Source organism: Streptomyces sp. MUM 203J (assembly GCF_022414595.1).
GTDB lineage: Bacteria > Actinomycetota > Actinomycetes > Streptomycetales > Streptomycetaceae > Streptomyces.
The window spans coordinates 1-24,609 of the sequence record NZ_JADWYO010000079.1; the positions used below are offsets into that span (position 1 = coordinate 1).

The following is a 24,609-nucleotide window of genomic DNA, read 5'->3' on the forward strand; positions in this document are numbered from 1 at the left end:
GAGGAGGGGCAGCCCGTACGCGCAGGCGCCGTGCATCGTGCCGCCCCGGGCGCCGGGTCGGCAGGCGCCGCGGGCCTGCACGTCCAGGCCCCGGCGGACCGTCGCGGGGAAGGAGCCGCCGGGCAGCTCGGAGGCCTCGCCGTTCTCGGTACGGCCCCGTTCGTCCAGCGCGGCGGGCGGCCGCGTCCGCCGCTCGGCGGTGCGCGTCGCCGCCGGTCCGCTCCGCCTGCGGCCCCGGGGAGCCGAGTGCGGCGTACGCAGGGATCACGCCATGACCACGCCTGCGCGGCATTGCCCGAAGCCGAGCGTGGAGCCTATAAAAAGTCCAGCTTCGATCAGCGTGCGGTGGAGGCGCCATGAGCCATGTCGAGAGGGAGATCGCGGGCCAGCCCGCGTGCTGGAACCGGGCGCTGGAGGCCCACGCGGAAGGGCCCCGGGGGCTTCCCCGGGACGGAGAGCGGGTGGCCGTCGTCGGCTGCGGCACCTCCCGGTACATCGCGCAGGCGTACGCGACGCTGCGCGAGTCCGCCGGGCGGGGCGAGACGGACGCGTTCGCCGCGTCCGAGTTCCCGGCGGCCCGCCGGTACGACAGGGTGCTCGCCATCAGCCGTTCCGGCACGACGACGGAGGTGCTCTCCGCGCTGGAGCGGGCTGCGGGCACTCCGGCCGTCGCCGTCACCGGCGATCCCTCCGCGCCCGTCGGAGCCGCCGCCGACGCCGTCGTGGACCTGTCGTTCGCGGACGAGCGGTCGGTCGTGCAGACCGGGTTCGCCACCAGCGCCCTGGTGCTGCTGCGAGCCGGTCTCGGCCTCGTACCGGCCGACCTGTGCGAGCAGGCCGCGCGGGCCGTCGCCGCGCCGCTTCCCGAAGAGGCTTTGGCCGCAGGCCAGTTCACCTTCCTGGGCACCGGGTGGACGGTGGGACTGGCCCATGAGGCGGCCCTCAAACTGCGTGAGGCGTCCGGGGCGTGGACGGAGTCGTACCCGGCCATGGAGTACCGGCACGGTCCGATCAGCGTGACCGGGACGCGCAGCGCCGTCTGGTTCTTCGGCGAGCCCCCGGCCGGCCTTCTCGACCAGGTCCGGGCGACCGGCGCGTACAGCTCGACGGCCCCCGGCGACCCGCTCGCCGACCTGATCCGTGCCCAGCGCCTCGCGGTCGCCCTGGCGAGACGTCACGGCCTCGACCCGGACCGCCCGCGCCACCTGACCCGCTCGGTCGTCCTGGCCGACTCGTGATCCCCGGAGGCTCGCCGTCACCTCGCGCGGGACCCGGCGGGTCCGCTCCGGGGCGGACCTCCGTCCCTTCGGCCAAGGAAGTGCCATGCCACTCGTGGGAACCGGCACCATCGTCACCCCCGCCGCCCGCGCCGGGCACGGCGTCGGGGCCTTCAACGTCGTCCAGCTCGAACACGCCGAGGCCATCGTGGCGGGTGCGGAGACCGCCGGGGCCCCGGTGATCCTCCAGATCAGCGAGAACACGGTCCGCTACCACCGTGCCCTGGCACCGCTCGGCGCGGCCACGCTCGCCGTCGCCCGCGCGGCCCGGGTCCCGGTCGCGGTCCACCTGGACCACGCCACGTCCGCGGACCTGGTCCACGAGGCGGTGGAGGCGGGCTTCAGCTCGGTCATGTACGACGCGTCGACGCTCCCGTACGGGAAGAACGTCCGGGCCACCGCCCGGCTCGCCGCCCGCTGCCACAGCGCGGGTGTCTGGGTGGAGGCGGAACTGGGCGCGATCGGCGGGAAGGACGGCGTCCACGCGCCGGGTGCCCGCACGGACCCGGCCGAGGCCGCCGCGTTCGTCACCGCGACCGGGGTGGACGCCCTCGCGGTGGCCGTCGGCACCTCCCACGCCATGGCGACCCGCACCGCGCGCCTCGACCTTCCGCTGATCGCCGCGCTGCGCCGTGCCGTGCCCGTCCCGCTCGTCCTGCACGGCTCGTCCGGCGTGGCCGACGACGGCCTGGCCGCGGCGGTCGGCCACGGTATGACCAAGGTCAACATCGCCACCCGGCTGAACCGGGTCTTCACCTCGGCCGCCCGCACGGCCCTCGACGCGGACCGCGCCCTCGCGGACACCCGCCGCTACCTGGGCGCCGCCCGGGACGCGATGACCCTCGAGGTCGCCCGCCTGCTGGCGTTGCTCCGGGCCGCCCGGCCCTGACCGCGGGCGCCGCGCTACCGGGCCTCCAGCTCCCGCACGGCCTTCTCCAGCCGCTCCCGCCGCGCCTCGGGCGTGGGCGCTTGGAGCAGCGGCAGCATCACCAGATAGCGCCCGGTCCGGTCCAGCGCCTCGAACCGCTCCTTCGCACCGGGGCTCGCGTCGAGCGCGGCGGCCAGGTCGGGCGGGACCGTCGCCGTCCTCTGCGACGCGTAGGCCCGTGCCCACCTGCCGTCCTCCTGCGCCTCGCGGACCGCGGCCAGCCCAGGCTCCCGCATCCGCCCCTCGGCGGTCAGCCGGGCGACCTTCTCCACATTCACCTGTGACCACAGGCTGCGGGGGCGGCGCGGCACGTACTTCTGGAGGTAGTACGTGCCGTCCAGCGCCCGCCGCTGCCCGGAGACCCACCCGTAGCACAGCCCGGCATCGACCAGTTCGTCGCTGCTGACGGACGCGATCCCGGACGACTTCTTCGCCATCTTGACCCACACGCCCTCCTGACGCGTGTGATGCCTCGCGAGCCACCCCTCGAACGCCGCGGCATCCGCGAACGCCACGACTTCCACCCCGTCAAGCTCCTTCATGCGCCTCAGGCTAACCGGCGTACGCGTGAAGGAGCTTGCGAGGCCCGACCGCTCAGCCCTGCTCCCGCCCCACCGGTATCAAGCCCCGTGCCGGGCGGCGCCCGCCGTCCCGCGCGGTCCGGGCTCTCGCCGACGCCACGCTGCGCGGGTGCAGCACCTCCGGCCGGTCGTCCGGCAGGAACCACTGCCGCAGGCCGTCCACGGGTGCCGGACACGGCAACTGCTCCCCGCGCCCGTACCGCGCCACCCGTCCGCTTCGCCTCGGGCAGGGCTCCGGCTGGACGCTGACCTCCTGGTGATGCACCGGCCCCGGGTGCCCGACGAGCCGTCGTCCGGCCGCCTCTCCCTCGACGGCCCGCCGCCCACCGCCGCCTCCGGACGGGGCCGGGCCGGTCGCCGTCACCGCCCTTGGCGTACGAGACGGGGCCGTCGCCGCGTCCGACCCGACCAGCGCCCCCGGCGGCCGGACGCAGGTGAGGCCCGGGTTCGGCAGGGTGTACCGCGGCCGGTGGCCCGCCCTCGGCCTCCGGGAGCCGGCAACCGTTCCGGCGCACCGGGAGTCCTCCCTGCGAAACCCCGTTCGGGGTGGATCGGAGGCGAGGACCGGGGACCGGCGTGGGGGTTCGCAGGGCGGCGAAGAGCGTCGGCCGGTTCCTGACCGACACGGCGGGAGACGTCGTCGCCGAGGTGATCCTGCGCCTGGCCGCCTGCGCCCTGCTCGGCGGCCTGGCTCTGATCGCCCATCCGAGCCGGTCCTTCAGCCCGCGCCTGACCATCGCGGGGGCCGGGCTGCTCGGCCTCTTCCTCGCCCACGGCGCGTGGCGGACCTTCCTCACCCGCGGGCGGGGACGCCGTCGGGGCCTCGCCGCCCTGACCGCGGCCGGCTCACCCTGACCGCCGTGACGGCCCTCTTCCTGCTGTTCTACACCCCCGGCTGCGACTGCCCGTGAGGCCGCCGGGCCTCATCCGGGCGGCCGGGTGCGGCGCCGGGCAGTCGGACGGAACGCCCGGGTTCCACAGCTCGTCCGCCTGCGCTCCACCGGCAGCATTGCATAAAGCTGCATGGATACGTATAGTCATGCCATCGATTGGGAGGTCAGATCCGATGACGGTACGCGTGGCAGTGGCGGGAGCGAGCGGATACGCGGGCGGCGAAGTGCTGCGTCTGCTGCTGGCCCACCCCGGCGTCGAGGTCGGGGCGCTCACCGGCAACTCCAACGCCGGGCAGCCCCTCGGCGCGCTCCAGCCGCACCTCGTACCGCTCGCGGACCGGGTGCTGGAACCCACCGCCGCCGAGGTGCTGGCCGGACACGACGTCGTGTTCCTCGCCCTGCCGCACGGGCAGTCCGCCGCCGTGGCCGAGCAGCTCGGGGACGAGGTGCTGGTCATCGACATGGGTGCCGACTTCCGGCTGAAGGACGCCGCCGCCTGGGAGCGGTTCTACGGCTCCCCGCACGCCGGGACCTGGCCCTACGGCCTCCCCGAGCTGCCGGGTGCCCGCGCCGCGCTGGAGGGGTCCAAGCGTGTCGCGGTGCCCGGCTGTTACCCGACCGCCGTCTCCCTCGCCCTCGCCCCCGCGTACACGCACGGCCTCGTCGAACCCGAAGCCGTGATCGTCGCCGCCTCCGGGACCTCCGGCGCGGGCAAGGCGGCCAAGCCGCACCTGCTCGGCTCCGAGGTCATGGGCTCCATGTCCCCGTACGGCGTCGGTGGCGGCCACCGCCACACCCCCGAGATGGCGCAGAACCTCGGCGCCGCAGCGGGCGAGCCGGTCAGCGTGTCCTTCACGCCCACCCTCGCCCCCATGCCACGCGGCATCCTCGCCACCTGCAGCGCCAGGGCGAAGCCGGGCACCACCGCGCAGGACGTGCGGGCCGCGTACGAGAAGGCCTACGGCGACGAGGTGTTCGTACGGCTCCTGCCCGAGGGCCGGTGGCCCGCGACCGCCTCCGTGTACGGCTCCAACGCCGCGCTCATCCAGGTCGCGTACGACGAGACCGCCGGGCGTGTCATCGCGGTCAGCGCCATCGACAACCTCACCAAGGGCACCGCAGGCGGCGCGGTGCAGAGCATGAACATCGCCCTCGGGCTCCCCGAGGACCAGGGACTTTCCACGATCGGAGTCGCACCGTGAGCGACGCACGCGCGGCCACCGGGCCGCGGACGATGATGGCCGCACCGGCGCTCCTCCTCCCCGAGGCGGGCGGTACCCCGAGTGCGGGCGGCACGGACAACGGCTGCAGCAGCAGCGGGTCGAACGGAGAAGCACAGTGAGCGTCACGGCAGCCAGGGGGTTCACGGCGGCGGGCATCGCCGCCGGGATCAAGGCGAACGGCAACCCGGACCTGGCCCTCGTGGTCAACACCGGCCCGCGCCGCGCCGCCGCGGGCGTCTTCACCTCCAACCGCGTCAAGGCGGCCCCCGTCCTGTGGTCCGAGCAGGTCCTGAAGACCGGTGAGCTGGCCGCGGTCGTCCTCAACTCCGGCGGCGCCAACGCCTGCACCGGGCCGAAGGGCTTCCAGGACACGCACGCCACCGCCGAGAAGGCCGCCGAGGTCCTCGGGGTCGGCGCGGGCGAGGTCGCCGTGGCCTCCACCGGCCTCATCGGCGTCCTCCTCCCCATGGACAAGCTCCTTCCCGGCGTCGAGAAGGCCGCCGCCGAGCTGTCCGAGCACGGCGGCGAGAAGGCCGCCATCGCGATCAAGACCACCGACACCGTCCACAAGACCGCCGTCGTCACCAAGGACGGCTGGACCGTCGGCGGCATGGCCAAGGGAGCCGGGATGCTCGCCCCCGGCCTCGCCACCATGCTCGTCGTCCTCACCACCGACGCCGACCTCGCCGCCCCCGACCTCGACAAGGCGCTGCGGGACGCCACCCGTGTCACCTTCGACCGGGTCGACTCCGACGGCTGCTTGTCCACCAACGACACGGTCCTGCTCCTCGCCTCCGGCGCCTCCGGGATCACCCCCGCGTACGACGCGTTCGCGGAGGCCGTACGGGAGGTCTGCGACAACCTGGGCCGCCAGCTCATCGGGGACGCCGAGGGGGCCTCCAAGGACATCCGCGTCGAGGTGGTCAACGCCGCGACCGAGGCCGACGCCGTCGAGGTCGGCCGGTCCATCGCCCGCAACAACCTCCTCAAGTGCGCCATCCACGGCGAGGACCCCAACTGGGGCCGGGTGCTCTCCGCGATCGGCACCACCTCCGCCGCGTTCGACCCGGACCGGCTCAACGTCGCCATCAACGACGTCTGGGTCTGCAGGAACGGGTCGGTCGGAGAGGACCGGGACCTGGTCGACATGCGCTACCGCGAGGTGAAGATCACCGCCGACCTCGCCGCGGGCACGCGGTCCGCCGTCATCTGGACCAACGACCTCACCGCCGACTACGTCCACGAGAACAGCGCCTACTCGTCATGAGCACCACGCGAAAGCACACCGCGCTCCCCAAGGCCCAGATCCTCATCGAGGCCCTGCCCTGGCTCACCCGCCACCGCGGCAAGACCGTCGTCATCAAGTTCGGCGGCAACGCCATGGTCGACGAGGAACTGAAGGCGGCCTTCGCCCAGGACGTCGTCTTCCTGCACCACGCCGGGCTCCGGCCCGTGGTGGTGCACGGCGGCGGTCCCCAGATCAGCGCCGCCCTCGACCGGCACGGCATCGTCAGCGAGTTCAGGGCGGGCCTGAGGGTCACCACCGAGGACGCGATGGACGTCGTACGGATGGTCCTCGCCGGGCAGGTGCAGCGTGAGCTGGTCGGGCTGCTCAACCAGCACGGGCCGCTCGCCGTCGGCCTCACCGGCGAGGACGCCCACACCATCACCGCGACCCGGCACCAGCCCGTCATCGAGGGCGAGTCCGTCGACATCGGCCGGGTCGGCGAGATCACCGCCATCGACACCGGCGCCATCGAGGCACTGCTCGCGGACGGCCGCATCCCGGTCGTCTCCTCGATCGCCCGCTCCCAGGACGACGGGCACGTCTACAACGTCAACGCCGACACGGCGGCTGCGGCGCTCGCCGCCGCGCTGGACGCCGAGACGCTGATGGTCCTCACCGACGTCGAGGGCCTCTACGAGGACTGGCCGCGCAGCGACGAGGTCATCAGCCGGCTCACCGCCGCCGAGCTGGAGAAGCTCCTGCCCGAGCTGTCCAGCGGCATGGTTCCCAAGATGGAGGGCTGCCTCCACGCCGTACGCAACGGCGTCCACACCGCCCGTGTCATCGACGGGCGCGTCCAGCACTCCATCCTGCTGGAGATCTTCACCGACGAGGGCATCGGCACGATGGTCGTACCCGACGGCGTCCCCGACCAGGAAGAGGTCATCCCGTGAGCGCCAACCAGGAACTGACCCGCCGCTGGCAGTCCGCCCTGGCGGACAACTACGGCACCCCCCGCCTCCCGCTGGTACGCGGCGAGGGGGCCCGGGTCTGGGACGCCGACGGCAGCGCGTACCTGGACTTCGTCGGCGGTATCGCGGTCAACGCCCTCGGCCACGCCCACCCGGCCGTCACCAAGGCGGTCACGGACCAGCTGAACGCGCTGTCCCACGTCTCCAACCTCTTCATCGCCCAGCCCCCCGTCGCCCTGGCCGAGCGGCTCCTCCAGCTCTCCGGCCGCCCCGGCCGGGTCTATTTCGCCAACTCGGGCGCCGAGGCCAACGAGGCCGCCTTCAAGATCGGCCGCCTGACGGGCCGTCCGCACATGGTCGCCACGACCGGCGGTTTCCACGGCCGGACGATGGGCGCTCTGGCGCTGACGGGTCAGCCCGCCAAGCAGCGGCCCTTCCTGCCGCTCCCCGGCGATGTCACGCACGTCCCGTACGGGGACGCCGAGGCGCTGCGCACGGCCGTCACCACCGACACCGCGCTCCTCGTCATCGAACCGATCCAGGGGGAGCACGGCGTGGTCGTGCCGCCCGCGGGCTATCTGGAGGCCGCAAGGGAGATCACCCGGGACACCGGAACCCTGCTCGTGCTCGACGAGGTCCAGACCGGCATCGGCCGCTGCGGCCACTGGTTCCTGCACCAGGCGCACGGCGTCGAGCCCGACATCGTGACCCTCGCCAAGGGCCTCGGCGGCGGCCTGCCCATCGGGGCGACGATCGCCTTCGGCGCGGCGGCCGACCTGCTGAAGCCCGGCCACCACGGCTCCACCTTCGGCGGCAACCCCGTCGCCTGCGCCGCGGGACTGGCCGTCCTCGACACCCTCGCAGCCGAAGGCGCCCTCGACGAGGTCAAGCGGCTGGGGGAGCGGCTCCGCGACGGAATCGAGTCCCTGGACCACCCGCTGGTCTCCCACGTCCGCGGTGCCGGCCTCCTGCTGGGTATCGTGCTGACCGAGCCGCTCGCCGCCCGAGTGCAGCAGGCGGCTCAGGACGCCGGCCTCCTGGTGAACGCACCAGCCCCCGACGTCGTACGGATCATGCCCCCGCTGATCATCGGTGACGACGACGTGGACTCCTTCCTCCAGGCCCTGCCCGGCGCCCTGGACAAGGCCGACGGGGAGACACGAGCCGGAGAATGACACAGCGATGACCGAGCCGCAGCAGGACAACGGCAGCAACGGTGGCAATGGCGGACCGTCCGTACCCCACACCCGTACGGCACGGCACCGCCGGATCGTGGACATCCTCAACCGGCAGCCGGTGCGTTCCCAGAGCCAGCTGGCCAGGCTCCTCGCGGACGACGGGCTGAGCGTCACCCAGGCGACGCTCTCCCGCGACCTCGACGAGCTGGGCGCGGTGAAGATCCGCAACACCGGCGGCGAGCTGATCTACGCCGTGCCCAGCGAGGGCGGCTTCCGCACCCCGCAGGCCCCGCTGGGCGAGTCCGCCAAGGAAGAGCGCATGCGGCGGCTCGCCGGTGAGCTGCTCATCTCGGCGGAGGCGTCCGCGAACCTGGTCGTCCTGCGCACCCCGCCCGGTGCCGCCCAGTTCCTGGCCTCCGCCATCGACCAGGCAGAGCTGCACGCCATCCTCGGCACCATCGCGGGTGACGACACGCTGCTGCTCATCTCCCGTGACCCGAAGGGCGGCCAGGCCCTGGCGGACCACCTGCTGAGGCTGGCGGAGAAGGACCGTTAGGGAGAGTCCGGCGGACCAGCCCGGCGTGCGGCCCGGACCCCGGCCTGGTCCGGACGGGGCCGGCGTCCGGGCCGGGTGCGGGCACGCCGCTGCCGGGCGTGGTCCGGTGGATGCGGCGGGGGCGTCGGAGCGGAGCACCGCCCACGGGCGACGAGGACGCCCATGGCGCGCATGCTCTGCCCGAGCGCGGCCGGGAGCCCGGGGGAGGGGTGCCTTGTCCCGCGGGCCGGGCACGGCCCAGCCCGCGGCCGGCGTGTCCCTCGGGCCGCCCCGCCCCGTCCTCTCCCGGAGCGGCGCTCGTCCCTCAGCCCCCTTCGCCGATCACCGTCGGGTCCGCTCGGCGGGTGCCCCCGCCGAGGGGGCCCCGGGGACGCGGTGCTCCGGCGGCGGCGCCCCCCGGACCGTGGACGTGCCCGCCCACCGGATCGCGATGCGCGGGTGTGCGTCCTCTCGCACCCACCGCAGGATCCGCACCATCGCCTCCTCCGGCACCGACACGCATCCCGCCGTCGCGCCCTTCCCGTCGACGTGCAGGAAGATCCCGGCTCCCCGTCCGCGCACCGGCCGGTCGTAGTTGAAGCCGATGACCAGCCCGTACGCGTACTGCTCGGCGTACGTGACGAGGTGCTCGGCCTCGTCCGCCCGGCAGTCCTCCGGCAGCGGGTCGACCCAGCGGTTGTAGGACTCCGACGCGTTGTCCTGGCACCACCAGGCGTCCGGCGTCACCCGGCGGTAGGGGTACGCGGTGCCCGGCGGGGCGGCCTTGACGCCGAACGCGTACGGCAGGCCGTACACCCCCGCCGGTGTCGTGGACGTGCCCTGCTCGCGGCGCTCGCCCGCCACGAGCCCGCCCGACCCGAACCGCGCCGGGGCGGATCCCACCCGCATCCACCGCCCCGCGCGCCCTCGCCGCTCCCACCAGCTCACCGTCCCGCCGGTCGCCCCGGCGTGCGGGGCGTCGGCGGTGATGAGCTGCGTGCCGTGCCGGGCGGCGGGGGAGGCGGTGGCCGAACCGGACAGCGGCGTCAGGAGCAGCAGGGCTGCGGCGAGGGCGAGAGCGGGGCGGTCATGGCGCATAGGCCCGACCGTAAGGACGCGGGGCGGCTACCGCCCGCCGGGCACGTCCGTCCGGGGCGGCACCGGCAGCGGGAGGCCCGGCAGACCGTCCAGGCTGGTGCCCACGTGCTCCTTCTGCGCGCAGTACTCCCGGAACTCCTCGTCCGACTTCCGCCCGAAGTACTGCGCGTGCTGCGTGCGTTCCTCCTGATAGTCCATGAACGGCACGGCGAAGCCGCAGGTGTCGCTGATCCGCAGGGCCCGTACGAGGATGATCGCCCGGGCACTCGGCCCGTCCGCGTCCCCGAACCGCGGCATCAGCTCACCCCACCGCGGGTCGTCCCGGAACACGGGCTCGCCGGTGCCGTGCACCCGCAGGATCTTCGGCGGACCGCTGAACGCGGTCCACATCAGGGTGATCCGTCCGTTGCCCTCCTCCCGCAGGTGGGCGATGGTCTCGGCGCCGCTGCCTCCGAAGTCCAGATATGCCACCGTCCTCTCGTCGATGACGACGAGGGTGCCCTTGCGTCCCTTCGGGGAGATGTTGACATGCCCGTCGCCCGCCAGCGGCGCGGTGGCGGTGAAGAAGACGGGCTGCTCCTCGATGAACGTCCGTATGCGGCCTTCGATGGTGTCGTATCGCTGTCCCATGCAACTGATCTTGCCTCCTGTCATGCGCATATCGCACGTGCTTCCGGGATCCGGTCGTATGTCACACCGCCGGAGCCGCGTTGACAAACCATACGGAGGACTGCATAGTTATACCCATCGTTGAATGCACCGCTAAGGAGAAACCCGTGACCGAGCGCGTCGTACTCGCCTACTCAGGCGGTCTGGACACCTCCGTCGCCATCGGCTGGATCGCCGAGGAGACGGGTGCTGAGGTCATCGCCGTCGCCGTGGACGTCGGCCAGGGCGGCGAGGACCTGGACGTCATCCGCAAGCGCGCGCTCGCCTGCGGTGCCGTCGAGGCCGAGGTCGCGGACGCCAAGGACGAGTTCGCGGACGAGTACTGCCTCCCCGCGATCAAGGCCAACGCTCTCTACATGGACCGCTACCCGCTGGTCTCGGCGCTCTCCCGGCCCGCGATCGTCAAGCACCTCGTCGCCGCCGCCCACAAGCACAACGCCTCGGTCGTCGCCCACGGCTGCACCGGCAAGGGCAACGACCAGGTCCGCTTCGAGGCCGGCATCCAGGCCCTCGGCCCCGACCTGAAGTGCATCGCCCCCGTCCGGGACTACGCGATGACCCGGGACAAGGCCATCGCCTTCGCGGAGAAGGCCGAGCTGCCGATCGCCACCACCAAGAAGTCCCCGTACTCCATCGACCAGAACGTCTTCGGCCGGGCCATCGAGACCGGCTTCCTGGAGGACATCTGGAACTCGCCGATCGAGGACATCTACGACTACACCTCCAACCCGGCCGAGCCCCGCGAGGCCGACGAGGTGGTCATCTCCTTCAAGGAGGGCGTCCCGGTCGCCGTCGACGGCAAGCCCGTCACGGTCCTCCAGGCCATCCAGCAGCTCAACGAGCGGGCCGGCGCCCAGGGCATCGGCCGGATCGACATGGTCGAGGACCGGCTCGTCGGCATCAAGTCCCGCGAGGTGTACGAGGCCCCCGGCGCGATCGCCCTCATCACCGCCCACCAGGAGCTGGAGAGCGTCACCGTCGAGCGCGAGCTGGCCCGTTACAAGCGGCAGGTCGAGCAGCGGTGGAGCGAGCTGGTCTACGACGGCCTGTGGTTCTCTCCGCTGAAGCGTGCCCTGGACGGCTTCGTCGACGAGGCCAACCGGCACGTCACCGGCGACATCCGGATGACCCTGCACGGCGGCCGGGCCGTCGTCACCGGGCGGCGCTCGGAGGAGTCCCTGTACGACTTCAACCTCGCGACGTACGACACGGGTGACACCTTCGACCAGTCGAAGGCCCAGGGCTTCATCGACATCTTCGCGCTGTCGGCCAAGATCGCCGCGAAGCGTGACCTGACCTGAGCCGTCGTCGTCCGCCCACCGCCTCCTTGCTGCCGCGCGGCAGGGAGGCGGTCGTACATCCGCACCACTCATCTCACCACCCCTCCCGACCCCGAGGAGCTTCAGCAGTGAGCAGCAACAACGGTGACGTCCGGCTCTGGGGCGGCCGGTTCGCCGACGGCCCGGCCGACGCGCTGGCGAAACTGTCCGCGTCGGTCCACTTCGACTGGCGGCTCGCCCCCTACGACATCGCCGGCTCCCGCGCCCACGCCCGTGTGCTGAACCAGGCGGGGCTGCTCACCGAGGACGAACTCACCCGCATGCTGGACGGCCTCGACCGGCTGGAGGCCGACGTCGCCTCCGGCGCCTTCACGGGCACCATCGCGGACGAGGACGTGCACACCGCCCTGGAGCGCGGCCTGCTGGAGCGCCTCGGCCCCGACCTCGGCGGCAAGCTGCGCGCGGGACGTTCCCGGAACGACCAGGTCGCGACCCTGTTCCGGATGTACCTGAGGGACCACGCCCGGATCATCGGCGGTCTGCTGGCCGACCTCCAGGACGCCCTGGTGGGCCTGGCCGAGGCGCATCCTGACGTCGCCATGCCGGGCCGCACCCACCTCCAGCACGCCCAGCCGGTGCTGTTCGCCCACCATGTGCTCGCCCACGTCCAGTCCCTGTCGCGGGACGCCGAGCGGCTGCGCCAGTGGGACAAGCGGACGGCGGTCTCCCCGTACGGCTCCGGGGCCCTGGCGGGCTCGTCCCTCGGCCTCGACCCGCAGGCGGTCGCGCGGGACCTGGGCTTCGAGGGGGGCAGCGCGGGGAACTCCATCGACGGCACGGCGTCCCGGGACTTCGTCGCGGAGTTCGCGTTCATCACGGCGATGACCGGGGTGAACCTCTCGCGGATCGCGGAGGAGGTCATCATCTGGAACACGAAGGAGTTCTCCTTCGTGACCCTGCACGACGCCTTCTCGACCGGTTCGTCGATCATGCCGCAGAAGAAGAACCCGGACATCGCGGAGCTGGCGCGCGGGAAGTCCGGCCGCCTGATCGGCAACCTGACGGGCCTGCTCGCCACCCTGAAGGCGCTGCCCCTCGCGTACAACCGGGACCTCCAGGAGGACAAGGAGCCGGTCTTCGACTCCTGCGACCAACTGGAGATCCTGCTGCCCGCCTTCACCGGCATGATGGCCACGCTCACGGTCAACCGGGAGCGCATGGAGGAGCTGGCCCCCGCGGGCTTCTCCCTCGCGACGGACATCGCGGAGTGGCTGGTCAAGCAGGGTGTGCCGTTCCGTGTGGCGCACGAGGTCGCGGGCGAGTGCGTGAAGGTCGCGGAGGCGGACGGCAAGGAGCTGGGCGATCTCACGGACGAGCAGTTCGCCAAGATCTCCGAGCACCTCACCCCCGAGGTGCGGACGGTCCTCAATGTGCCCGGCGCCCTGGCCGCCCGCAACGGCCGCGGCGGCACGGCCCCGTCGGCGGTCGCGGTCCAGCTGGCCGAGGTGAAGGCGGACCTGGTCATCCAGCGAGCCTGGTCGGACGCGAAGAAGTAGCAGGCACGGACACCCCTCACCGCATCGCCGCCGCCCACTCCGCGAGCGCGTCGAAGCCCGCCCGGATCGGCCCGATCCGCGGGTCGACGTCCAGGAGCAGGGCGGCGGCGAGGTGTTCGCGCTCCACGAACTCCCGTTCGTACGCGGTGATGCGTCGTCCGCCCAGGCGAACGGCCGCCCGGCCGCGTATTCCAGCAGTCACTGCGTCTTCCAGAAGGTCCCGGCGGGCGCCACCCGTGCATCGCCGGCCAGTCGACGTACGGCAGCTCCGGCAGCCCGAGCCGGGGACCTGTCCAGGTGTTCGCCTCGCCCTTCCAGGCGGTCGCCCACACGAGCTCGTACGACTCCGCCGGCGCGAGCAGCTCCTCGCCGTGCCCCGGGTGAGCCACACCCGCAAGGGCCGGTCGCCGTGCAGGCCCTCGGGCCGCATGCGGTGCGTCTCACAGCCCTCCGGCCTGTGCTCCCGCTGCGCCGGTACGGGTTCAGCGGACCGACGGCATCGATCAGCAGCAGTGGCCTCTCCGGCATGCGCCCATGCTCCCTTCGTCTTCGCGCCGAGTCGATCAGCTTTCAAATGAGACATTGATGTCTCACTCGGGGTATGGTTGTCTCATGAGTGTTGACCGTGCCCAGGTTCTCCGTGCCGCCGCCGCCCTGCTGTCCCGCAAGTCGACCGCCACCATGGACGAGGTCGCGAGGGCCGCCGGGATCGGGCGGGCCACACTGCACCGCCACTTCGCGGGGCGGGACGCGCTGGTCAGGGCGCTGGAAGAACTCGGCATCCAGGAGTTCGAGGCGGCCATAGCGGCCGCCCGGCTCGACGAGGGCGGTGCGGAGGCCGCGCTGCGGCGTCTGATCGCGGAGGTCGAGCCGTCCGCTCCGCTGCTGTCGTTCCTGGTCACCGAGAACCAGCTCTTCGAGGGCGACCAGGTCAACGCCGGCTGGGCCCGGCTCGACGCCCAGGTCGCCGCGTTCTTCCGGCGCGGCCAGGAGCGCGGCGAGTTCCGGATCGACCTCAGCCCCGTCTGGCTGACCGAGGCCCTCTACGGCCTGGTCGGCACCTGCGCCTGGGCGGTGCAGGACGGGCGGGTCGCCGCCAAGGACTTCCAGTACATGATCGTCGAGCTGCTGCTCGGCGGAGCACGACGCGGGAGCGTGGACCAATGACCGGCATCGGTACCGTACGGCAGGCCAGGGGCGCGGAGGCCGTCCACCGGCCGGGGCGGTGGCTCGCGCTGGCCGTGCTCGTGCTCGCCGTCCTGCTCGTCGCCGTCGACGCGACGGTCCTCGGTCTGGCGACCCCGTTCCTCAGCGAGGACCTGAAGCCGTCCGGCACCCAGCTTCTCTGGATCGGCGACGTCTACAGCTTCGTCATCGCCGGGCTGCTCGTCTCCATGGGCAGCCTGGGCGACCGCATCGGCCGGAAGAAGCTGCTGCTCACGGGCGCGACCGCGTTCGGCGCGGTGTCCGTCCTCAACGCGTACGCGACCACCCCCGAGACGATGATCGTGGCGCGGGCGCTGCTGGGTGTCGCGGGCGCGACACTCATGCCGTCGACGCTCGCGCTGATCCGCAACCTCTTTCCCGACGCGCGCGAGCGCAGCCTGGCCATCGGCATCTGGGGTGCCATGGCGTCGGCGGGCGCGGCGGTGGGCCCGGTCGTCGGCGGACTGCTGCTGGAGCACTTCTGGTGGGGGTCGGTGTTCCTCATCAACCTGCCCGTGATGGCCGTCCTGGTCGTCGTCGGCATCCGCCTGATCCCCGAGTCGAAGAACCCGGCCCCCGGCCCGTGGGACCTGCCGAGCGTCGTCGCCTCGCTCATTGGCATGATCGGTGTCGTGTACGCGGTGAAGGAGGCGGCCGCGCACGGCCTCTCCCCGGAAGCGGGCATCGCCGCAGCGATCGGAGCCGCCTCGCTGGCCTGGTTCGTGCGACGCCAGCTCACCCTCGACGCGCCGCTGCTCGACATGCGGCTGTTCCGGCACCGCGGCTTCTCGGGTGCGGTCCTCGCGGACCTGCTGACCATCCTGGGGCTGTCCGGGCTCATTTTCTTCCTGTCCCAGTTCCTGCAACTGGTCCAGGGCCGCAGCCCGCTGGAGGCGGGCCTGGCCGAACTTCCCGCCGCGCTGGGCGCGGTCGGCGCGGGGCTCGTCGCGGGCACGGTGGCCCGGCGGTTCTCCGTGCGGTCCGCGGTGGCCGGCGGGCTGGCGGCGGTCGGCCTGGCCCTGGCCGCCCTGACGGCGATCGACCGGGCCACGGGATATCCGCTGCTGGGCGCGGCCCTGCTCGTGGTCGGCGTCGGAGCGGGGCTGGCCTTCACGGTCACCGCGGACGTCATCCTCTCCAGCGTGCCGAAGGAGCAGGCGGGCGCGGCGTCCGCCGTGTCGGAGACCGCCTACGAGCTGGGCGCGGCGCTCGGCATCGCGGTGCTGGGCTCCATCGTGACGGGCGTCTACCGCGACTTCGCCACACCTGCGGGCGTCCCCGCGCCCGCCGCGTCCGCGGCGCACGAGTCGCTGGGCGGCGCGGTGGAGGCTGCGACGACCCTGCCGGAGCGTTCGGCCACGGCGCTGGTCACCGCGGCGCAGGACGCGTTCGTCTCCGGCCTCCACATCGCCGCGGCGGTCGGCTCGGCGGTCCTCCTGACCACGGCCGCGGCCGCCTGGCTCCTGCTGCGCGGCCAGCGGCTGGAGGACGGCCCGACCACCGGGCACGCGTGATCCACGGCGGTTGGGCCGGGCTATCGTACGGGCATGACCGAGCGTCACGTGACGGAAGCCCGGAGCGCCTTCGTGGCAGTCGGGGGCGTACGGCTGGCCTACCAGGTCTCGGGGCCGCCGGACGCCCCGCCGCTGGTCCTGCTGCACGCGCTGGGTGAGGAAGCCGGGGACTGGGCCCCCGTCACGCCGGCGCTCGCCCTGGACCGGCGGGTCTACGCCCTGGACCTGCGTGGCCACGGCAGGAGCGACTGGCCCGGCGACTACTCGCTGGAGCTGATGCGCGACGACGTGCTCGGCTTCCTCGACGCACTCGGCCTGGACCGCGTGGACCTGATCGGGCACTCCCTCGGCGGGGCCGTCGCCTACCTGCTGGCTCAGGAACGCCCCGGACGTGTCCGGCGCCTCGTCCTGGAGGACCCGCCCGCCCCGCGCCCGCGCCGCCCGTCCACGCCGGAACGCCCTGCCGGGGAGCCGGGCTTCGACTGGGACATGGTCCTGGCGGTCAAGTCGCAGCTCGACACCCCGGACCCGGCCTGGTCGGCGCGGCTGGCCGACATCACCGCGCCGACCCTGGTGGTGGCGGGAGGCCCCCTCAGCCATGTGCCGCAGGAGGGCCTGGCCGATCTCGCACGCCGCGTGCCGCGGGGACGTCTCGTCACGGTCCCGGCCGGCCACCTGATCCACCGGACCGAACCGGAGAGGTTCAGCGATCTGGCGGGGGCGTTTCTGCGCGAGGGGTGACGGCGGCCCGTCCGGCGTCCGGGGACGAGCGCCATCAGGCGAGAGAGCGGGGGTCCGGGCCGGAGGCCCGGCGCCGGCGGCCGGAGACCGGACGGGCCCCTGGCAGACCCGGCGGCTACGCCGCCTTCGCCTTCGTGGCGTACATGTCCACGTACTCCTGCCCGGACAGCCGCATCACCTCGGCCATCACCGAGTCCGTCACCGCGCGCAGCACATACCGGTCGCGGCCCATGCCCTCGTACCGCGAGAACTCCATCGGCTCACCGAACCGCACGGTCACCCGTCCCGGTCGCGGCAGCCCCGCGCCGCCCGGCTGCAGCTTGTCCGTACCGATCAGCGCGAACGGCACCACGGGCGCGCCCGTCATCAGCGTCAGCCGCGCGATGCCGGTGCGGCCCCGGTACAGGCGGCCGTCGGGGGAGCGGGTGCCCTCCGGGTAGATGCCGAAGATCCGGCCGTCCTCCAGCACCCGGCGACCCGTGTTGAGCGCCGCCACCGCCGCGCCCGCGCCGTCCCGGTCGACCGGGATCATGCCGACGCCGGTGAAGAACCAAGCCATGAGCCGCCCCTTGAGACCCTTGCCCGTGACGTACTCGTCCTTCCCGATGAAGAACACCTGACGGTCCACGACGAGCGGCAGGATCATCGAGTCGATGAAGGTCAGGTGGTTGCCCGCGAGGATCACCGGCCCGGAGCCGGGGATGTGCTCGGCGCCCTCCACCTGTGGCCGGAACATCAGCCGCATGACCGGGCCGACCACTGCCTTGATGAGCGCGAAGCGGGACAACGAGTCCTCCGGTGTTCCGGTGTGATGTGCATCTGAGCCTGCCTGGTGCAGGTGAGGACGATACTCGCGGGTCAGGCCGACACGCACGTCGGGTTCACCGAGTCGATACACAGTGTTGACCTGTGTTTTCCACGGATTCGGCAGGGCGCGCCCCACACCCCCTACGATCGACCGGATCTCGTCCACGTATTCGATACGTTCGATGACGCGACGACACGTCCACGTGAGGAGTCTTCATGACGCAGGCGTCACAGGGTGCGCACACCAGTCCGGGTCGCCGGACCGTTCTCGGCGCGGCGGTGCTGGGAGGCACGGCCGCGCTGTCGGCGGGCGGTGCCCTGGCCGGTACGGCGTCGGCGGCGTCGCCCGGCCAGGCACCGGCCGGGCGCGGACACGGGCACGGCCGGGGCCCGGCCTACCGCCGGCTTCCCGTCCCCACGGTCATCGGCCACCGCGGCGCCAGCGGCTACCGTCCCGAACACACCCTGGGCTCCTACCAGCTGGCCCTGGACATGGGCGCCCATGTCATCGAACAGGACGTGGTGCCCACGAAGGACGGGCACCTGGTGTGCCGCCACGAGAACGAGATATCCGGTACGACGGACGTCGCGGACCACCCCGAGTTCGCGTCCCGCCGCACCACCAAGAGCGTGGACGGATCATCCCTCACCGGCTGGTTCACCGAGGACTTCACGCTCGCGGAGCTGAAGACGCTCCGCGCGAAGGAGCGCATTCCGGGCACCCGGCCCGACAACACCCTCTACGACGGCCGCTGGGCGGTGCCGACCTTCGAGGAGGTCCTGCGCTGGGCCGACAAGGAGGGCCGCCGCCGGGGCCATCCGGTCTGGCTGCATGTCGAGACCAAGCACCCCAGCTACTTCCGGCAGCTCGGCCTGGGCCTGGAGGAGCGGCTGGCGAAGCTGCTGCGGCGGTACGGCCGCCACCGGGCCGACTCGCCCACGTTCCTCCAGTCCTTCGAGCCGACCAGCATGGAGCGCATGGCCCGCCTGGTCGGCACCCCGCGCGTCGTCCTGCTGTGGACGCCCGACTACCGCCCCTGGGACTTCGAGCAGTCCGGCGACCCGCGCACCACGGCCGATCTCATCACGCCCGAGGGCCTCGCCGGGATCGCGTCGTACGCGCAGGGCATCGGCCCGCTCCTGGACCTGGTCATCCCGAAGGACGAGGAGGGCAGGCTGGGTGAGCCGACCACCCTCGTCCGCGACGCGCACGCGAAGGGCCTGGTCCTCCACCCGTACACCCTGCGCAACGAGAACACCTTCCTGCCCGCCGACTTCCGGAAGGGGACCGATCCCCACGCGTACGGGGACGTCTTCGCCGCTTACCGGGCGTACTTCGCGACCGGCATCGACGGCATCTTCACCGACCAGCCCGACACGGCCCTGCTGGCGGCCGAGGACCACGACGCCTGACGCCGGGGGAGCCTCCGGCGCTCGCGGGGGCTTCCCCCGCTCGGGCGCGTTCGAGAGCCCGGGGACGACCTGCCGGGCACGCGCTCAGGCCTGATCCGCCGCGCACGACCGGGAACCGGCGGCCGGCCCGGCAGGTCCGGGGTCCCGCGCTCGGCCGAGGAGCACGGGGCCGGAGGACGCAGCGGCACCGGGGCAGGGACCCGGCGTCAGCCCCCGGCCGCCCGCACCCCCATCGGGGGATTCGGGGCCCGCCCGGAAACCGGCCGGCGGGCCCCGTGTGTCGACCTGGTGTGACCCCGCAGAACATGGCCGCCGCCCATCACCTCGTCGGCACCCTCGCCCCGCTCCTGACCGCCGAGTCCGACGCCGAGGCCCCCGCCGCCGGCGTCGAGTCCCGCGACCTCCAGCAGGCTGTCTGGCTCCGTCTGCTGGAGCGTCTCGCGGGCCCAGGTGTCCCCGACCGCCCCGCCGACTGGCTGCGCCGCGCGGTCCGGGCCGAGGCCCGAAGGGCCCGCCGTACCGCCGTACGGGAGCGGCCGTACACCTACGACCCGGCGCAGGACGCCGGTGGCCGGCAGCCCCCCGCCCCCGAACCCGCCGCGCTCACCGCCGAAGAGCACCGTGCTCTCCGCTCCGCGGTCCGTCGCTCACCCGTCGGATGCCGTCGACTGCTGGCTGCGATGTTGTCCCCGAACGACCCCACCTACCGCGAAATCGCAGGAAAGTTGGGTATCTCACAGGGGAGTTTAGGGCCGATGCGTTCCCGTTGCCTGGGATGCCTGCGCAGAATGCTGGCGGCAGAGGTTGCCGCGCCGACCCCCCGGGAAAGGTGTGGTCGACCGACAGGGCGGATCAGGTGAGCCGGAGGCAGGCACCCATGGGCATGAGCGTGACCATCTCGGCGGCGAGCGCGCAGGACGCCGAGCAGATCCTCAAGTTGCAGTACCTCTGCTACCAGAGCGAGGCCGAGCTGTACGGCGACTACAGCATCGAGCCGCTCACCCAGACCCTGGACGACCTGAAGGCCGAACTGGGGCGCGGTCACGCGCTCGTGGCCCGCCTCGGCGGCGAGGTCGTCGCCTCCGTACGGGGCGAGGCCGACGCGGACGGCACGGCGCGGATCGCCAGACTCATCGTCCACCCCCGCATGCGCCGCCACGGACTCGGCGGGCGCCTCCTCGACGCCATCGAGCTGCAGTTCGCCACGGCCAAGTGCTTCCGCCTCCTCGCCGGCCACCGCAGCGAGACCAGCCTGAACCTCTACCGCAAGAAGGGATACGAGGCGGTGGCGCGCGAACGGACGACCCCGAGCCTCACCCTGATCACCCTGGAGAAGGCGGCCTGACGGTCGGTCCGGAGGTGTCCGGCGGCCGGGCGCGGTCCGCCGGACAGCCGCCTAGACCGGTGCGCTCTCCGGCGCCCCGCGCCGGGAGTGCCGCAGCCACATGATGCCCGTCACCGGCAGCAGCACCGGGATGAAGACGTACCCGTACCCGAACTGCGACCACACCGTCGTGTCGGGGAACGCCTCCGGATCCAGCAGCGTCCACGTCCCCACCGACAGCACCCCCACCAGCTCCGCGCCGCAGCAGAGCAGCGCCGCCCGGCGGGCCGTCTCCCCGCCGCGCACCAGCGTGTAGGTGATGAAGACGTACACCGCCGCCGCCACCGCCGACAGCGTGTACGCCAGCGGGGCACGCCCGAACTCCGTGGCGATCTGGTACGCCGAGCGCGACACCGCACCCACCGACATCACCCCGTAGAGCCACACCAGCAGCATCCCGGGGCCCTTCACCAGCCGGCCGTCGGCCATGTCAGCCCACCCACCAGATGTCGTGGAGGCGTACCTCCAGCACCGCGAGCACGACCGCTCCGGCCGCGACCGTCGCCGAGCCCCACCGGCTGCGCTCCACCAGTGACATGAACCCCGCCGCGGGCACCGCGAAGAACGCGCCCAGCAGGTACGCCACGAAGATCGTCGTGCCCTCCTCGGCCTCGCCGCCGCTCGCGAGCCGCACCACACCGACCACCAGCTGGGCCAGCGCCAGCACCGTCACCACGGCCATGCCGACGAAGTGCCAGTCCTTCGTCGGCTGGTCCCGGTACGCGGCGAAGCCGCACCACGCGGTGAGGAGGAGCGCGGCCACGGACACCGTGACCGTGAGGGCAGTGAGCATGGAGCCGAGGGTATTACGGGTCGAAACGCACCCCGCCCCCGCCCCCGCACCCCACGTGGTCTTGACCACAGCGAGGACCCGCGGGAGCCCGGCCCGCCCTTCTCGGCGCCGACTGCCGCAGCCGGCGTTCCCGCAGGTCGTCGCGGGGATGTGAGGCCGTGCTCCACGGTCGTGCGTGTCCGTATCGTGCACCTCGTCCGTCCGGTATGCGGACACCCGTGATCGATCAACAGCCCCTTCTGTTTTACTGACACCCATGACCACGACGAGCACCCGCACCCCTGCGACCGAGGCGACGAAGACGCCCGGTGCTCGCCGCATGTGTCGAATGTGCGCCTTCTGAGGGCCCCTGACCGAGCCTCGCGCCCCGAAGCGAGACCCGACAGCGAGCAGTTCGCCGCAGTCCGCGCGTACGGACCTCCGTACGGCACCACACCGGACCGCGTCTGCCCCGCGCACCCGCCTCCTCCGGCAGCCGCGCCACGCGTCGGGACGACGAATGCGAATGCCCCGTGCCCGGCGGACACCCACGCCGTGCACACGACAGTGACGGAAACCCCCTGTGATCACCACCAAGGGCCTCACCAAGGTCTACGAGTCGCGTGGCCGTCAGGTCACCGCCCTGGACGGCGTCGACCTGCACGTCCGTGAAGGCGAGGTGTTCGGCGTCCTCGGCCAGAGCGGCGCCGGCAAGTCCTCCCTCATCCGCTGCGTCAACCTCCTGGAACACCCCACCTCCGGCACCGTGACGGTCGACGGCACCGATCTCACCGCCCTCGCCGGACGCGGCCGACGCGCCGGAAGGGAGCTGCGCCAGGCCCGCAGCCGCATCGGCATGGTCTTCCAGCACTTCAACCTGCTGTCCTCCCGTACCGTCCAGGACAACATCGAACTGCCCCTGGAGATCCTCGGCGTCCCCGGTGCCGACCGCGCCCGCCGCGCCCTCGAACTCCTGGACCTCGTCGGCCTCGCCGACAAGGCGAAGGCCTACCCCGGCCAGCTCTCCGGCGGCCAGAAGCAGCGCGTCGGCATCGCCCGTGCCCTCGCCGGCGAGCCCAGGGTGCTGCTCTCCGACGAGGCCACCAGTGCCCTCGACCCGGAGACCACTCGCTCCATCCTCCAGCTGCTGCGCGACCTCAACCGGCAGCTCGGCCTGACCGTGCTCCTCATCACCCACGAGATGGACGTCGTCAAGACCGTCTGCGACTCCGCCGCCCTCATGAAGAAGGGCAGGATCGTCGAGTCCGGAACCGTCGCCCAGCTCCTCGCCACCCCCGGCTCCGAACTCGCCCACGAGCTGTTCCCCGTCAGCGGCCACGCCACCGGGACCGACCGCACGGTCGTCGACGTCACCTTCCACGGAGAGACCGCCACCCAGCCGGTCATCTCCCAGCTCGCCCGCACCTACAACATCGACATCTCGATCCTCGGCGCCGCCATGGACACCGTCGGCGGCCGGCAGATCGGCCGGATGCGGATCGAACTCCCCGGACGGTACGAGGACAACGTCGTCCCCGTCGGCTTCCTGCGCGAACAGGGACTCCAGGTCGAGACCGCCCCGGACGCCGCCGCCCCGCAGTCCCCCCTGGCCGAGGAAGGTGCCCGGTGACCTGGTCCGAGATGCAGCCCCTGCTCGTCCAGGGCACCATCGACACCCTCTACATGGTCCTCTGGGCCACCGTCGTCTCCATCCTCGGCGGGCTTCCCCTCGGCATCCTCCTAGTCCTCACCGACAAGGGCGGACTGCTCCGGAACACCCTCGTCAACAAGACCGTCGGCGCGATCGTGAACATCGGCCGCTCGCTGCCGTTCATCATCCTGCTGATCGCGCTGATCCCGTTCACGACCCTTGTCGTCGGCACCTTCATCGGCCCCACCGCGATGATCGTCCCCCTCGCCATCGGGGCCATCCCGTTCTTCGCGCGCCTCGTCGAGACCGCCGTCCGCGAGGTCGACCACGGCCTGGTCGAAGCCGTCCAGTCCATGGGCGGATCCATCCCCACGATCGTCCGCAAGGTGCTCCTCCCGCAGGCCCTGCCGTCCCTGGTCTCCGCCGTCACCACCACCGTCATCGTGCTCATCGGCTACTCCGCGATGGCCGGCGCGGTCGGCGGCGAAGGCCTCGGCTCCAAGGCCGTCACCTACGGATACCAGCGCTTCGACACCACCTTCATGCTGGTCACGGTCGTGATCCTGATCGGGATCGTCACTGTCGTCCAGCTCCTCGGTGACGGCGTCGTGCGGCTCCTCGCGCGCCGCGGCCGTACCACCTCCTGAACTTCGCCACTTCGCTCGCGAAGAAGCCCGCACTCCTTGTCCGGGCGGAAACAACCCATAAGAAAGAGGCACTTTTCGTGCGCAGCAACACCACCCGTACCGCCTTCGCCGCCTTCGCCGGCGTCACCGCCCTCGCCCTCGGCCTCACGGCCTGCGGCACCGCCTCGGACCCGTCCTCCGCCAAGGACGCCTCCGGCAAGGACGCCGCGGACAAGCCGCTCGTCGTCGCCGCGTCCCCCACTCCGCACGCCGACATCCTGAACTTCGTCAAGGACAACCTCGCGAAGAAGGCCGGCCTCACCCTGGAGGTCAAGGAGTTCACCGACTACGTCCTGCCGAACACCGCCACCCAGCAGGGCCAGGTCGACGCCAACTACTTCCAGCACAAGCCGTACCTGGACGACTTCAACAAGAAGAACAAGACGACCATCGTCCCGGTCGTCGACGTCCACCTCGAACCGCTCGGCCTCTACTCCAGGAAGCTCACCGGCCTCAAGGACCTGAAGGCCGGTCAGACCGTCGCCGTCCCCAACGACACCACCAACGAGGGCCGTGCCCTCAAGCTCCTCGCGGACAACGGTCTGATCACCCTCAAGGACGGCGTCGGCGCCGACGCCACCCTCAACGACATCACCGACAAGAAGGGCCTGGAGTTCAAGGAGCTGGAGGCGGCCACCGTGCCCCGCGCCCTGAACGACGTCGACGCCGCCGTCATCAACGGCAACTACGCCATCGAGGCCGAGCTCAGCCCCGCCGAGGACGCCCTCGCCGTCGAGAAGGCCGAAGGCAACCCGTACGCCAACTTCCTCGCCGTCAAGGACGGCGACCAGGACGACCCGCGGGTCCGGAAGCTGGCCGAGCTGCTCACCTCCCCCGAGGTGAAGAAGTACATCGAGGACACCTACAACGGCTCCGTGACCCCGGCGTTCACCGCCGCCGCCGAGTAACCCCGGGCCACCGGCGCACCACGACGGGCCCCGCACACCACCGCTTGGGTTCCAGGGGTCGTCGCAACACCACTTGGTTTCAGGTGGTGAGTAGATCACGTAGACGCTCG

General features: G+C 72.4%; 27 protein-coding genes and 1 pseudogene. 20 read left to right on the forward strand and 8 right to left on the reverse strand.

Features of this window, described 5'->3' with window-relative positions; all coding sequences use genetic code 11:
- Window positions 1–356 precede the first annotated feature (356 nt).
- Window positions 357–1,238, forward strand: a complete 882-nt coding sequence (locus tag I3F58_RS26630; RefSeq protein WP_240111254.1) for an SIS domain-containing protein — start codon at window positions 357–359, stop codon at window positions 1,236–1,238.
- Between the two features lie 85 nt (window positions 1,239–1,323).
- Window positions 1,324–2,166 (forward strand): class II fructose-bisphosphate aldolase, encoded by an 843-nt coding sequence (locus tag I3F58_RS26635; RefSeq protein WP_240111255.1) that lies wholly within the window; start codon window positions 1,324–1,326, stop codon window positions 2,164–2,166.
- A gap of 14 nt (window positions 2,167–2,180) precedes the next feature.
- Here the strand turns inward: I3F58_RS26635 and I3F58_RS26640 are convergent, their stop codons facing one another.
- Both I3F58_RS26640 and I3F58_RS26645 read right to left on the reverse strand, forming a co-directional pair.
- Window positions 2,181–2,747, reverse strand: coding sequence for a YdeI family protein (locus I3F58_RS26640; protein WP_240111256.1), 567 nt, complete (start codon window positions 2,745–2,747; stop codon window positions 2,181–2,183).
- A 52-nt stretch (window positions 2,748–2,799) separates the two neighbouring features.
- Window positions 2,800–3,150 (reverse strand): hypothetical protein, encoded by a 351-nt coding sequence (locus I3F58_RS26645; RefSeq protein WP_240111257.1) that lies wholly within the window; start codon window positions 3,148–3,150, stop codon window positions 2,800–2,802.
- Between the two features lie 212 nt (window positions 3,151–3,362).
- Here I3F58_RS26645 and I3F58_RS26650 point away from each other — a divergent pair, with 212 nt between their 5' ends.
- The 7 genes from I3F58_RS26650 (at window position 3,363) to I3F58_RS26680 (ending at window position 8,835) form a co-directional block, all read left to right on the forward strand.
- Window positions 3,363–3,641 carry a lysine transporter LysE gene (locus tag I3F58_RS26650; protein ID WP_240111258.1) on the forward strand — a complete coding sequence of 93 codons (279 nt, stop codon included), beginning with the start codon at window positions 3,363–3,365 and terminating at the stop codon, window positions 3,639–3,641.
- Window positions 3,642–3,852: 211 nt separating this feature from the next.
- Window positions 3,853–4,881 carry an N-acetyl-gamma-glutamyl-phosphate reductase gene (gene argC / locus I3F58_RS26655; protein WP_240111259.1) on the forward strand — a complete coding sequence of 343 codons (1,029 nt, stop codon included), beginning with the start codon at window positions 3,853–3,855 and terminating at the stop codon, window positions 4,879–4,881.
- Window positions 4,878–5,021, forward strand: a complete 144-nt coding sequence (locus I3F58_RS26660; RefSeq protein WP_240111260.1) for a hypothetical protein — start codon at window positions 4,878–4,880, stop codon at window positions 5,019–5,021. The genes argC and I3F58_RS26660 overlap by 4 nt, the downstream gene beginning before the upstream one ends.
- Window positions 5,018–6,169 (forward strand): bifunctional glutamate N-acetyltransferase/amino-acid acetyltransferase ArgJ, encoded by a 1,152-nt coding sequence (argJ, locus tag I3F58_RS26665; protein WP_240111261.1) that lies wholly within the window; start codon window positions 5,018–5,020, stop codon window positions 6,167–6,169. Before I3F58_RS26660 ends, argJ begins: the two co-directional genes overlap by 4 nt.
- Window positions 6,166–7,083 carry an acetylglutamate kinase gene (gene argB, locus I3F58_RS26670; RefSeq protein WP_240111262.1) on the forward strand — a complete coding sequence of 306 codons (918 nt, stop codon included), beginning with the start codon at window positions 6,166–6,168 and terminating at the stop codon, window positions 7,081–7,083. The genes argJ and argB overlap by 4 nt, the downstream gene beginning before the upstream one ends.
- A complete protein-coding gene (locus tag I3F58_RS26675) occupies window positions 7,080–8,276 on the forward strand; it encodes an acetylornithine transaminase (RefSeq protein ID WP_240111263.1) in 1,197 nt (398 codons plus the stop codon). Before argB ends, I3F58_RS26675 begins: the two co-directional genes overlap by 4 nt.
- 7 nt (window positions 8,277–8,283) lie before the next feature.
- Window positions 8,284–8,835, forward strand: coding sequence for an arginine repressor (locus tag I3F58_RS26680; RefSeq protein WP_240111264.1), 552 nt, complete (start codon window positions 8,284–8,286; stop codon window positions 8,833–8,835).
- A gap of 321 nt (window positions 8,836–9,156) precedes the next feature.
- On the opposite strand, the gene I3F58_RS26685 is transcribed toward I3F58_RS26680, so the two are convergent.
- Together I3F58_RS26685 and I3F58_RS26690 are read right to left on the reverse strand one after the other, a co-directional pair.
- Window positions 9,157–9,912 carry a L,D-transpeptidase gene (locus I3F58_RS26685; RefSeq protein WP_240111265.1) on the reverse strand — a complete coding sequence of 252 codons (756 nt, stop codon included), beginning with the start codon at window positions 9,910–9,912 and terminating at the stop codon, window positions 9,157–9,159.
- Between the two features lie 27 nt (window positions 9,913–9,939).
- Window positions 9,940–10,542 (reverse strand): pyridoxamine 5'-phosphate oxidase family protein, encoded by a 603-nt coding sequence (locus tag I3F58_RS26690; RefSeq protein ID WP_240111266.1) that lies wholly within the window; start codon window positions 10,540–10,542, stop codon window positions 9,940–9,942.
- A gap of 146 nt (window positions 10,543–10,688) precedes the next feature.
- Between I3F58_RS26690 and I3F58_RS26695 the strand changes: the two genes are divergently transcribed.
- Both I3F58_RS26695 and argH read left to right on the forward strand, forming a co-directional pair.
- Window positions 10,689–11,882: an argininosuccinate synthase gene (locus I3F58_RS26695; protein WP_240111267.1), complete on the forward strand. Its 1,194-nt coding sequence runs from the start codon at window positions 10,689–10,691 to the stop codon at window positions 11,880–11,882.
- A 107-nt stretch (window positions 11,883–11,989) separates the two neighbouring features.
- Window positions 11,990–13,417 (forward strand): argininosuccinate lyase, encoded by a 1,428-nt coding sequence (argH, locus tag I3F58_RS26700; RefSeq protein ID WP_240111268.1) that lies wholly within the window; start codon window positions 11,990–11,992, stop codon window positions 13,415–13,417.
- A gap of 16 nt (window positions 13,418–13,433) precedes the next feature.
- Here argH and I3F58_RS26705 read toward each other — a convergent pair.
- Window positions 13,434–13,945: pseudogene (locus I3F58_RS26705) on the reverse strand (hypothetical protein).
- Between the two features lie 84 nt (window positions 13,946–14,029).
- Here I3F58_RS26705 and I3F58_RS26710 point away from each other — a divergent pair.
- Genes I3F58_RS26710 through I3F58_RS26720 form a run of 3 tightly spaced genes read left to right on the forward strand, consistent with a single transcriptional unit; the run spans window position 14,030 to window position 16,878 of the window.
- Window positions 14,030–14,584 carry a TetR/AcrR family transcriptional regulator gene (locus I3F58_RS26710; protein ID WP_240111269.1) on the forward strand — a complete coding sequence of 185 codons (555 nt, stop codon included), beginning with the start codon at window positions 14,030–14,032 and terminating at the stop codon, window positions 14,582–14,584.
- The gene (locus I3F58_RS26715; RefSeq protein WP_240111270.1) at window positions 14,581–16,137 is read left to right on the forward strand and encodes an MFS transporter; all 1,557 of its coding nucleotides are present in this window, start codon (window positions 14,581–14,583) and stop codon (window positions 16,135–16,137) included. The genes I3F58_RS26710 and I3F58_RS26715 overlap by 4 nt, the downstream gene beginning before the upstream one ends.
- A 33-nt stretch (window positions 16,138–16,170) precedes the next feature.
- Window positions 16,171–16,878, forward strand: a complete 708-nt coding sequence (locus I3F58_RS26720; RefSeq protein ID WP_240111271.1) for an alpha/beta fold hydrolase — start codon at window positions 16,171–16,173, stop codon at window positions 16,876–16,878.
- A 115-nt stretch (window positions 16,879–16,993) separates the two neighbouring features.
- Here the strand turns inward: I3F58_RS26720 and I3F58_RS26725 are convergent, their stop codons facing one another.
- Entirely contained in the window at window positions 16,994–17,623 is a 630-nt protein-coding gene (locus tag I3F58_RS26725) for a 1-acyl-sn-glycerol-3-phosphate acyltransferase (protein ID WP_240111279.1), read from the reverse strand.
- A gap of 278 nt (window positions 17,624–17,901) precedes the next feature.
- On the opposite strand from I3F58_RS26725, the gene I3F58_RS26730 reads away from it, so the two are divergent.
- The 3 genes from I3F58_RS26730 to I3F58_RS26740 all read left to right on the forward strand — a co-directional run bounded on the left by I3F58_RS26730 (window position 17,902) and on the right by I3F58_RS26740 (window position 20,443).
- Complete coding sequence (locus I3F58_RS26730; RefSeq protein ID WP_240111272.1) at window positions 17,902–19,098, forward strand: glycerophosphodiester phosphodiesterase; 1,197 nt, start codon at window positions 17,902–17,904, stop codon at window positions 19,096–19,098.
- A gap of 305 nt (window positions 19,099–19,403) precedes the next feature.
- The gene (locus I3F58_RS26735; RefSeq protein WP_240111280.1) at window positions 19,404–19,958 is read left to right on the forward strand and encodes a sigma-70 family RNA polymerase sigma factor; all 555 of its coding nucleotides are present in this window, start codon (window positions 19,404–19,406) and stop codon (window positions 19,956–19,958) included.
- 17 nt (window positions 19,959–19,975) lie between these two features.
- A complete protein-coding gene (locus I3F58_RS26740; RefSeq protein WP_240111273.1) occupies window positions 19,976–20,443 on the forward strand; it encodes a GNAT family N-acetyltransferase in 468 nt (155 codons plus the stop codon).
- A 51-nt stretch (window positions 20,444–20,494) separates the two neighbouring features.
- On the opposite strand, the gene I3F58_RS26745 is transcribed toward I3F58_RS26740, so the two are convergent.
- Together I3F58_RS26745 and I3F58_RS26750 are read right to left on the reverse strand one after the other, a co-directional pair.
- A complete protein-coding gene (locus tag I3F58_RS26745) occupies window positions 20,495–20,911 on the reverse strand; it encodes a hypothetical protein (protein WP_240111274.1) in 417 nt (138 codons plus the stop codon).
- Between the two features lies 1 nt (window position 20,912).
- The gene (locus tag I3F58_RS26750) at window positions 20,913–21,275 is read right to left on the reverse strand and encodes a hypothetical protein (protein WP_240111275.1); all 363 of its coding nucleotides are present in this window, start codon (window positions 21,273–21,275) and stop codon (window positions 20,913–20,915) included.
- A 562-nt stretch (window positions 21,276–21,837) separates the two neighbouring features.
- Between I3F58_RS26750 and I3F58_RS26755 the strand changes: the two genes are divergently transcribed.
- The 3 genes from I3F58_RS26755 to I3F58_RS26765 all read left to right on the forward strand — a co-directional run bounded on the left by I3F58_RS26755 (window position 21,838) and on the right by I3F58_RS26765 (window position 24,499).
- Window positions 21,838–22,884, forward strand: a complete 1,047-nt coding sequence (locus I3F58_RS26755; RefSeq protein ID WP_240111276.1) for a methionine ABC transporter ATP-binding protein — start codon at window positions 21,838–21,840, stop codon at window positions 22,882–22,884.
- Window positions 22,881–23,552 (forward strand): methionine ABC transporter permease, encoded by a 672-nt coding sequence (locus tag I3F58_RS26760; RefSeq protein WP_240111277.1) that lies wholly within the window; start codon window positions 22,881–22,883, stop codon window positions 23,550–23,552. Before I3F58_RS26755 ends, I3F58_RS26760 begins: the two co-directional genes overlap by 4 nt.
- A 77-nt stretch (window positions 23,553–23,629) precedes the next feature.
- Entirely contained in the window at window positions 23,630–24,499 is an 870-nt protein-coding gene (locus I3F58_RS26765) for a MetQ/NlpA family ABC transporter substrate-binding protein (protein WP_240111278.1), read from the forward strand.
- The last annotated feature ends 110 nt before the right edge of the window (window positions 24,500–24,609 follow it).

Bases quoted from the DNA above. Each gene is read 5' to 3' on its own strand.
- I3F58_RS26630 (WP_240111254.1), top strand. From the start codon at position 357: ATGAGCCATGTCGAGAGGGAGATCGCGGGCCAGCCCGCGTGCTGGAAC.
- I3F58_RS26635 (WP_240111255.1), top strand. From the start codon at position 1,324: ATGCCACTCGTGGGAACCGGCACCATCGTCACCCCCGCCGCCCGCGCC.
- I3F58_RS26640 (WP_240111256.1), bottom strand. From the start codon at position 2,747: ATGAAGGAGCTTGACGGGGTGGAAGTCGTGGCGTTCGCGGATGCCGCG.
- argC (WP_240111259.1), top strand. From the start codon at position 3,853: ATGACGGTACGCGTGGCAGTGGCGGGAGCGAGCGGATACGCGGGCGGC.
- argB (WP_240111262.1), top strand. From the start codon at position 6,166: ATGAGCACCACGCGAAAGCACACCGCGCTCCCCAAGGCCCAGATCCTC.
- I3F58_RS26680 (WP_240111264.1), top strand. From the start codon at position 8,284: ATGACCGAGCCGCAGCAGGACAACGGCAGCAACGGTGGCAATGGCGGA.
- I3F58_RS26685 (WP_240111265.1), bottom strand. From the start codon at position 9,912: ATGCGCCATGACCGCCCCGCTCTCGCCCTCGCCGCAGCCCTGCTGCTC.
- I3F58_RS26690 (WP_240111266.1), bottom strand. From the start codon at position 10,542: ATGGGACAGCGATACGACACCATCGAAGGCCGCATACGGACGTTCATC.
- I3F58_RS26710 (WP_240111269.1), top strand. From the start codon at position 14,030: ATGAGTGTTGACCGTGCCCAGGTTCTCCGTGCCGCCGCCGCCCTGCTG.
- I3F58_RS26715 (WP_240111270.1), top strand. From the start codon at position 14,581: ATGACCGGCATCGGTACCGTACGGCAGGCCAGGGGCGCGGAGGCCGTC.
- I3F58_RS26720 (WP_240111271.1), top strand. From the start codon at position 16,171: ATGACCGAGCGTCACGTGACGGAAGCCCGGAGCGCCTTCGTGGCAGTC.
- I3F58_RS26725 (WP_240111279.1), bottom strand. From the start codon at position 17,623: ATGCGGCTGATGTTCCGGCCACAGGTGGAGGGCGCCGAGCACATCCCC.
- I3F58_RS26730 (WP_240111272.1), top strand. From the start codon at position 17,902: ATGACGCAGGCGTCACAGGGTGCGCACACCAGTCCGGGTCGCCGGACC.
- I3F58_RS26735 (WP_240111280.1), top strand. From the start codon at position 19,404: ATGGCCGCCGCCCATCACCTCGTCGGCACCCTCGCCCCGCTCCTGACC.
- I3F58_RS26740 (WP_240111273.1), top strand. From the start codon at position 19,976: ATGGGCATGAGCGTGACCATCTCGGCGGCGAGCGCGCAGGACGCCGAG.
- I3F58_RS26745 (WP_240111274.1), bottom strand. From the start codon at position 20,911: ATGGCCGACGGCCGGCTGGTGAAGGGCCCCGGGATGCTGCTGGTGTGG.
- I3F58_RS26750 (WP_240111275.1), bottom strand. From the start codon at position 21,275: ATGCTCACTGCCCTCACGGTCACGGTGTCCGTGGCCGCGCTCCTCCTC.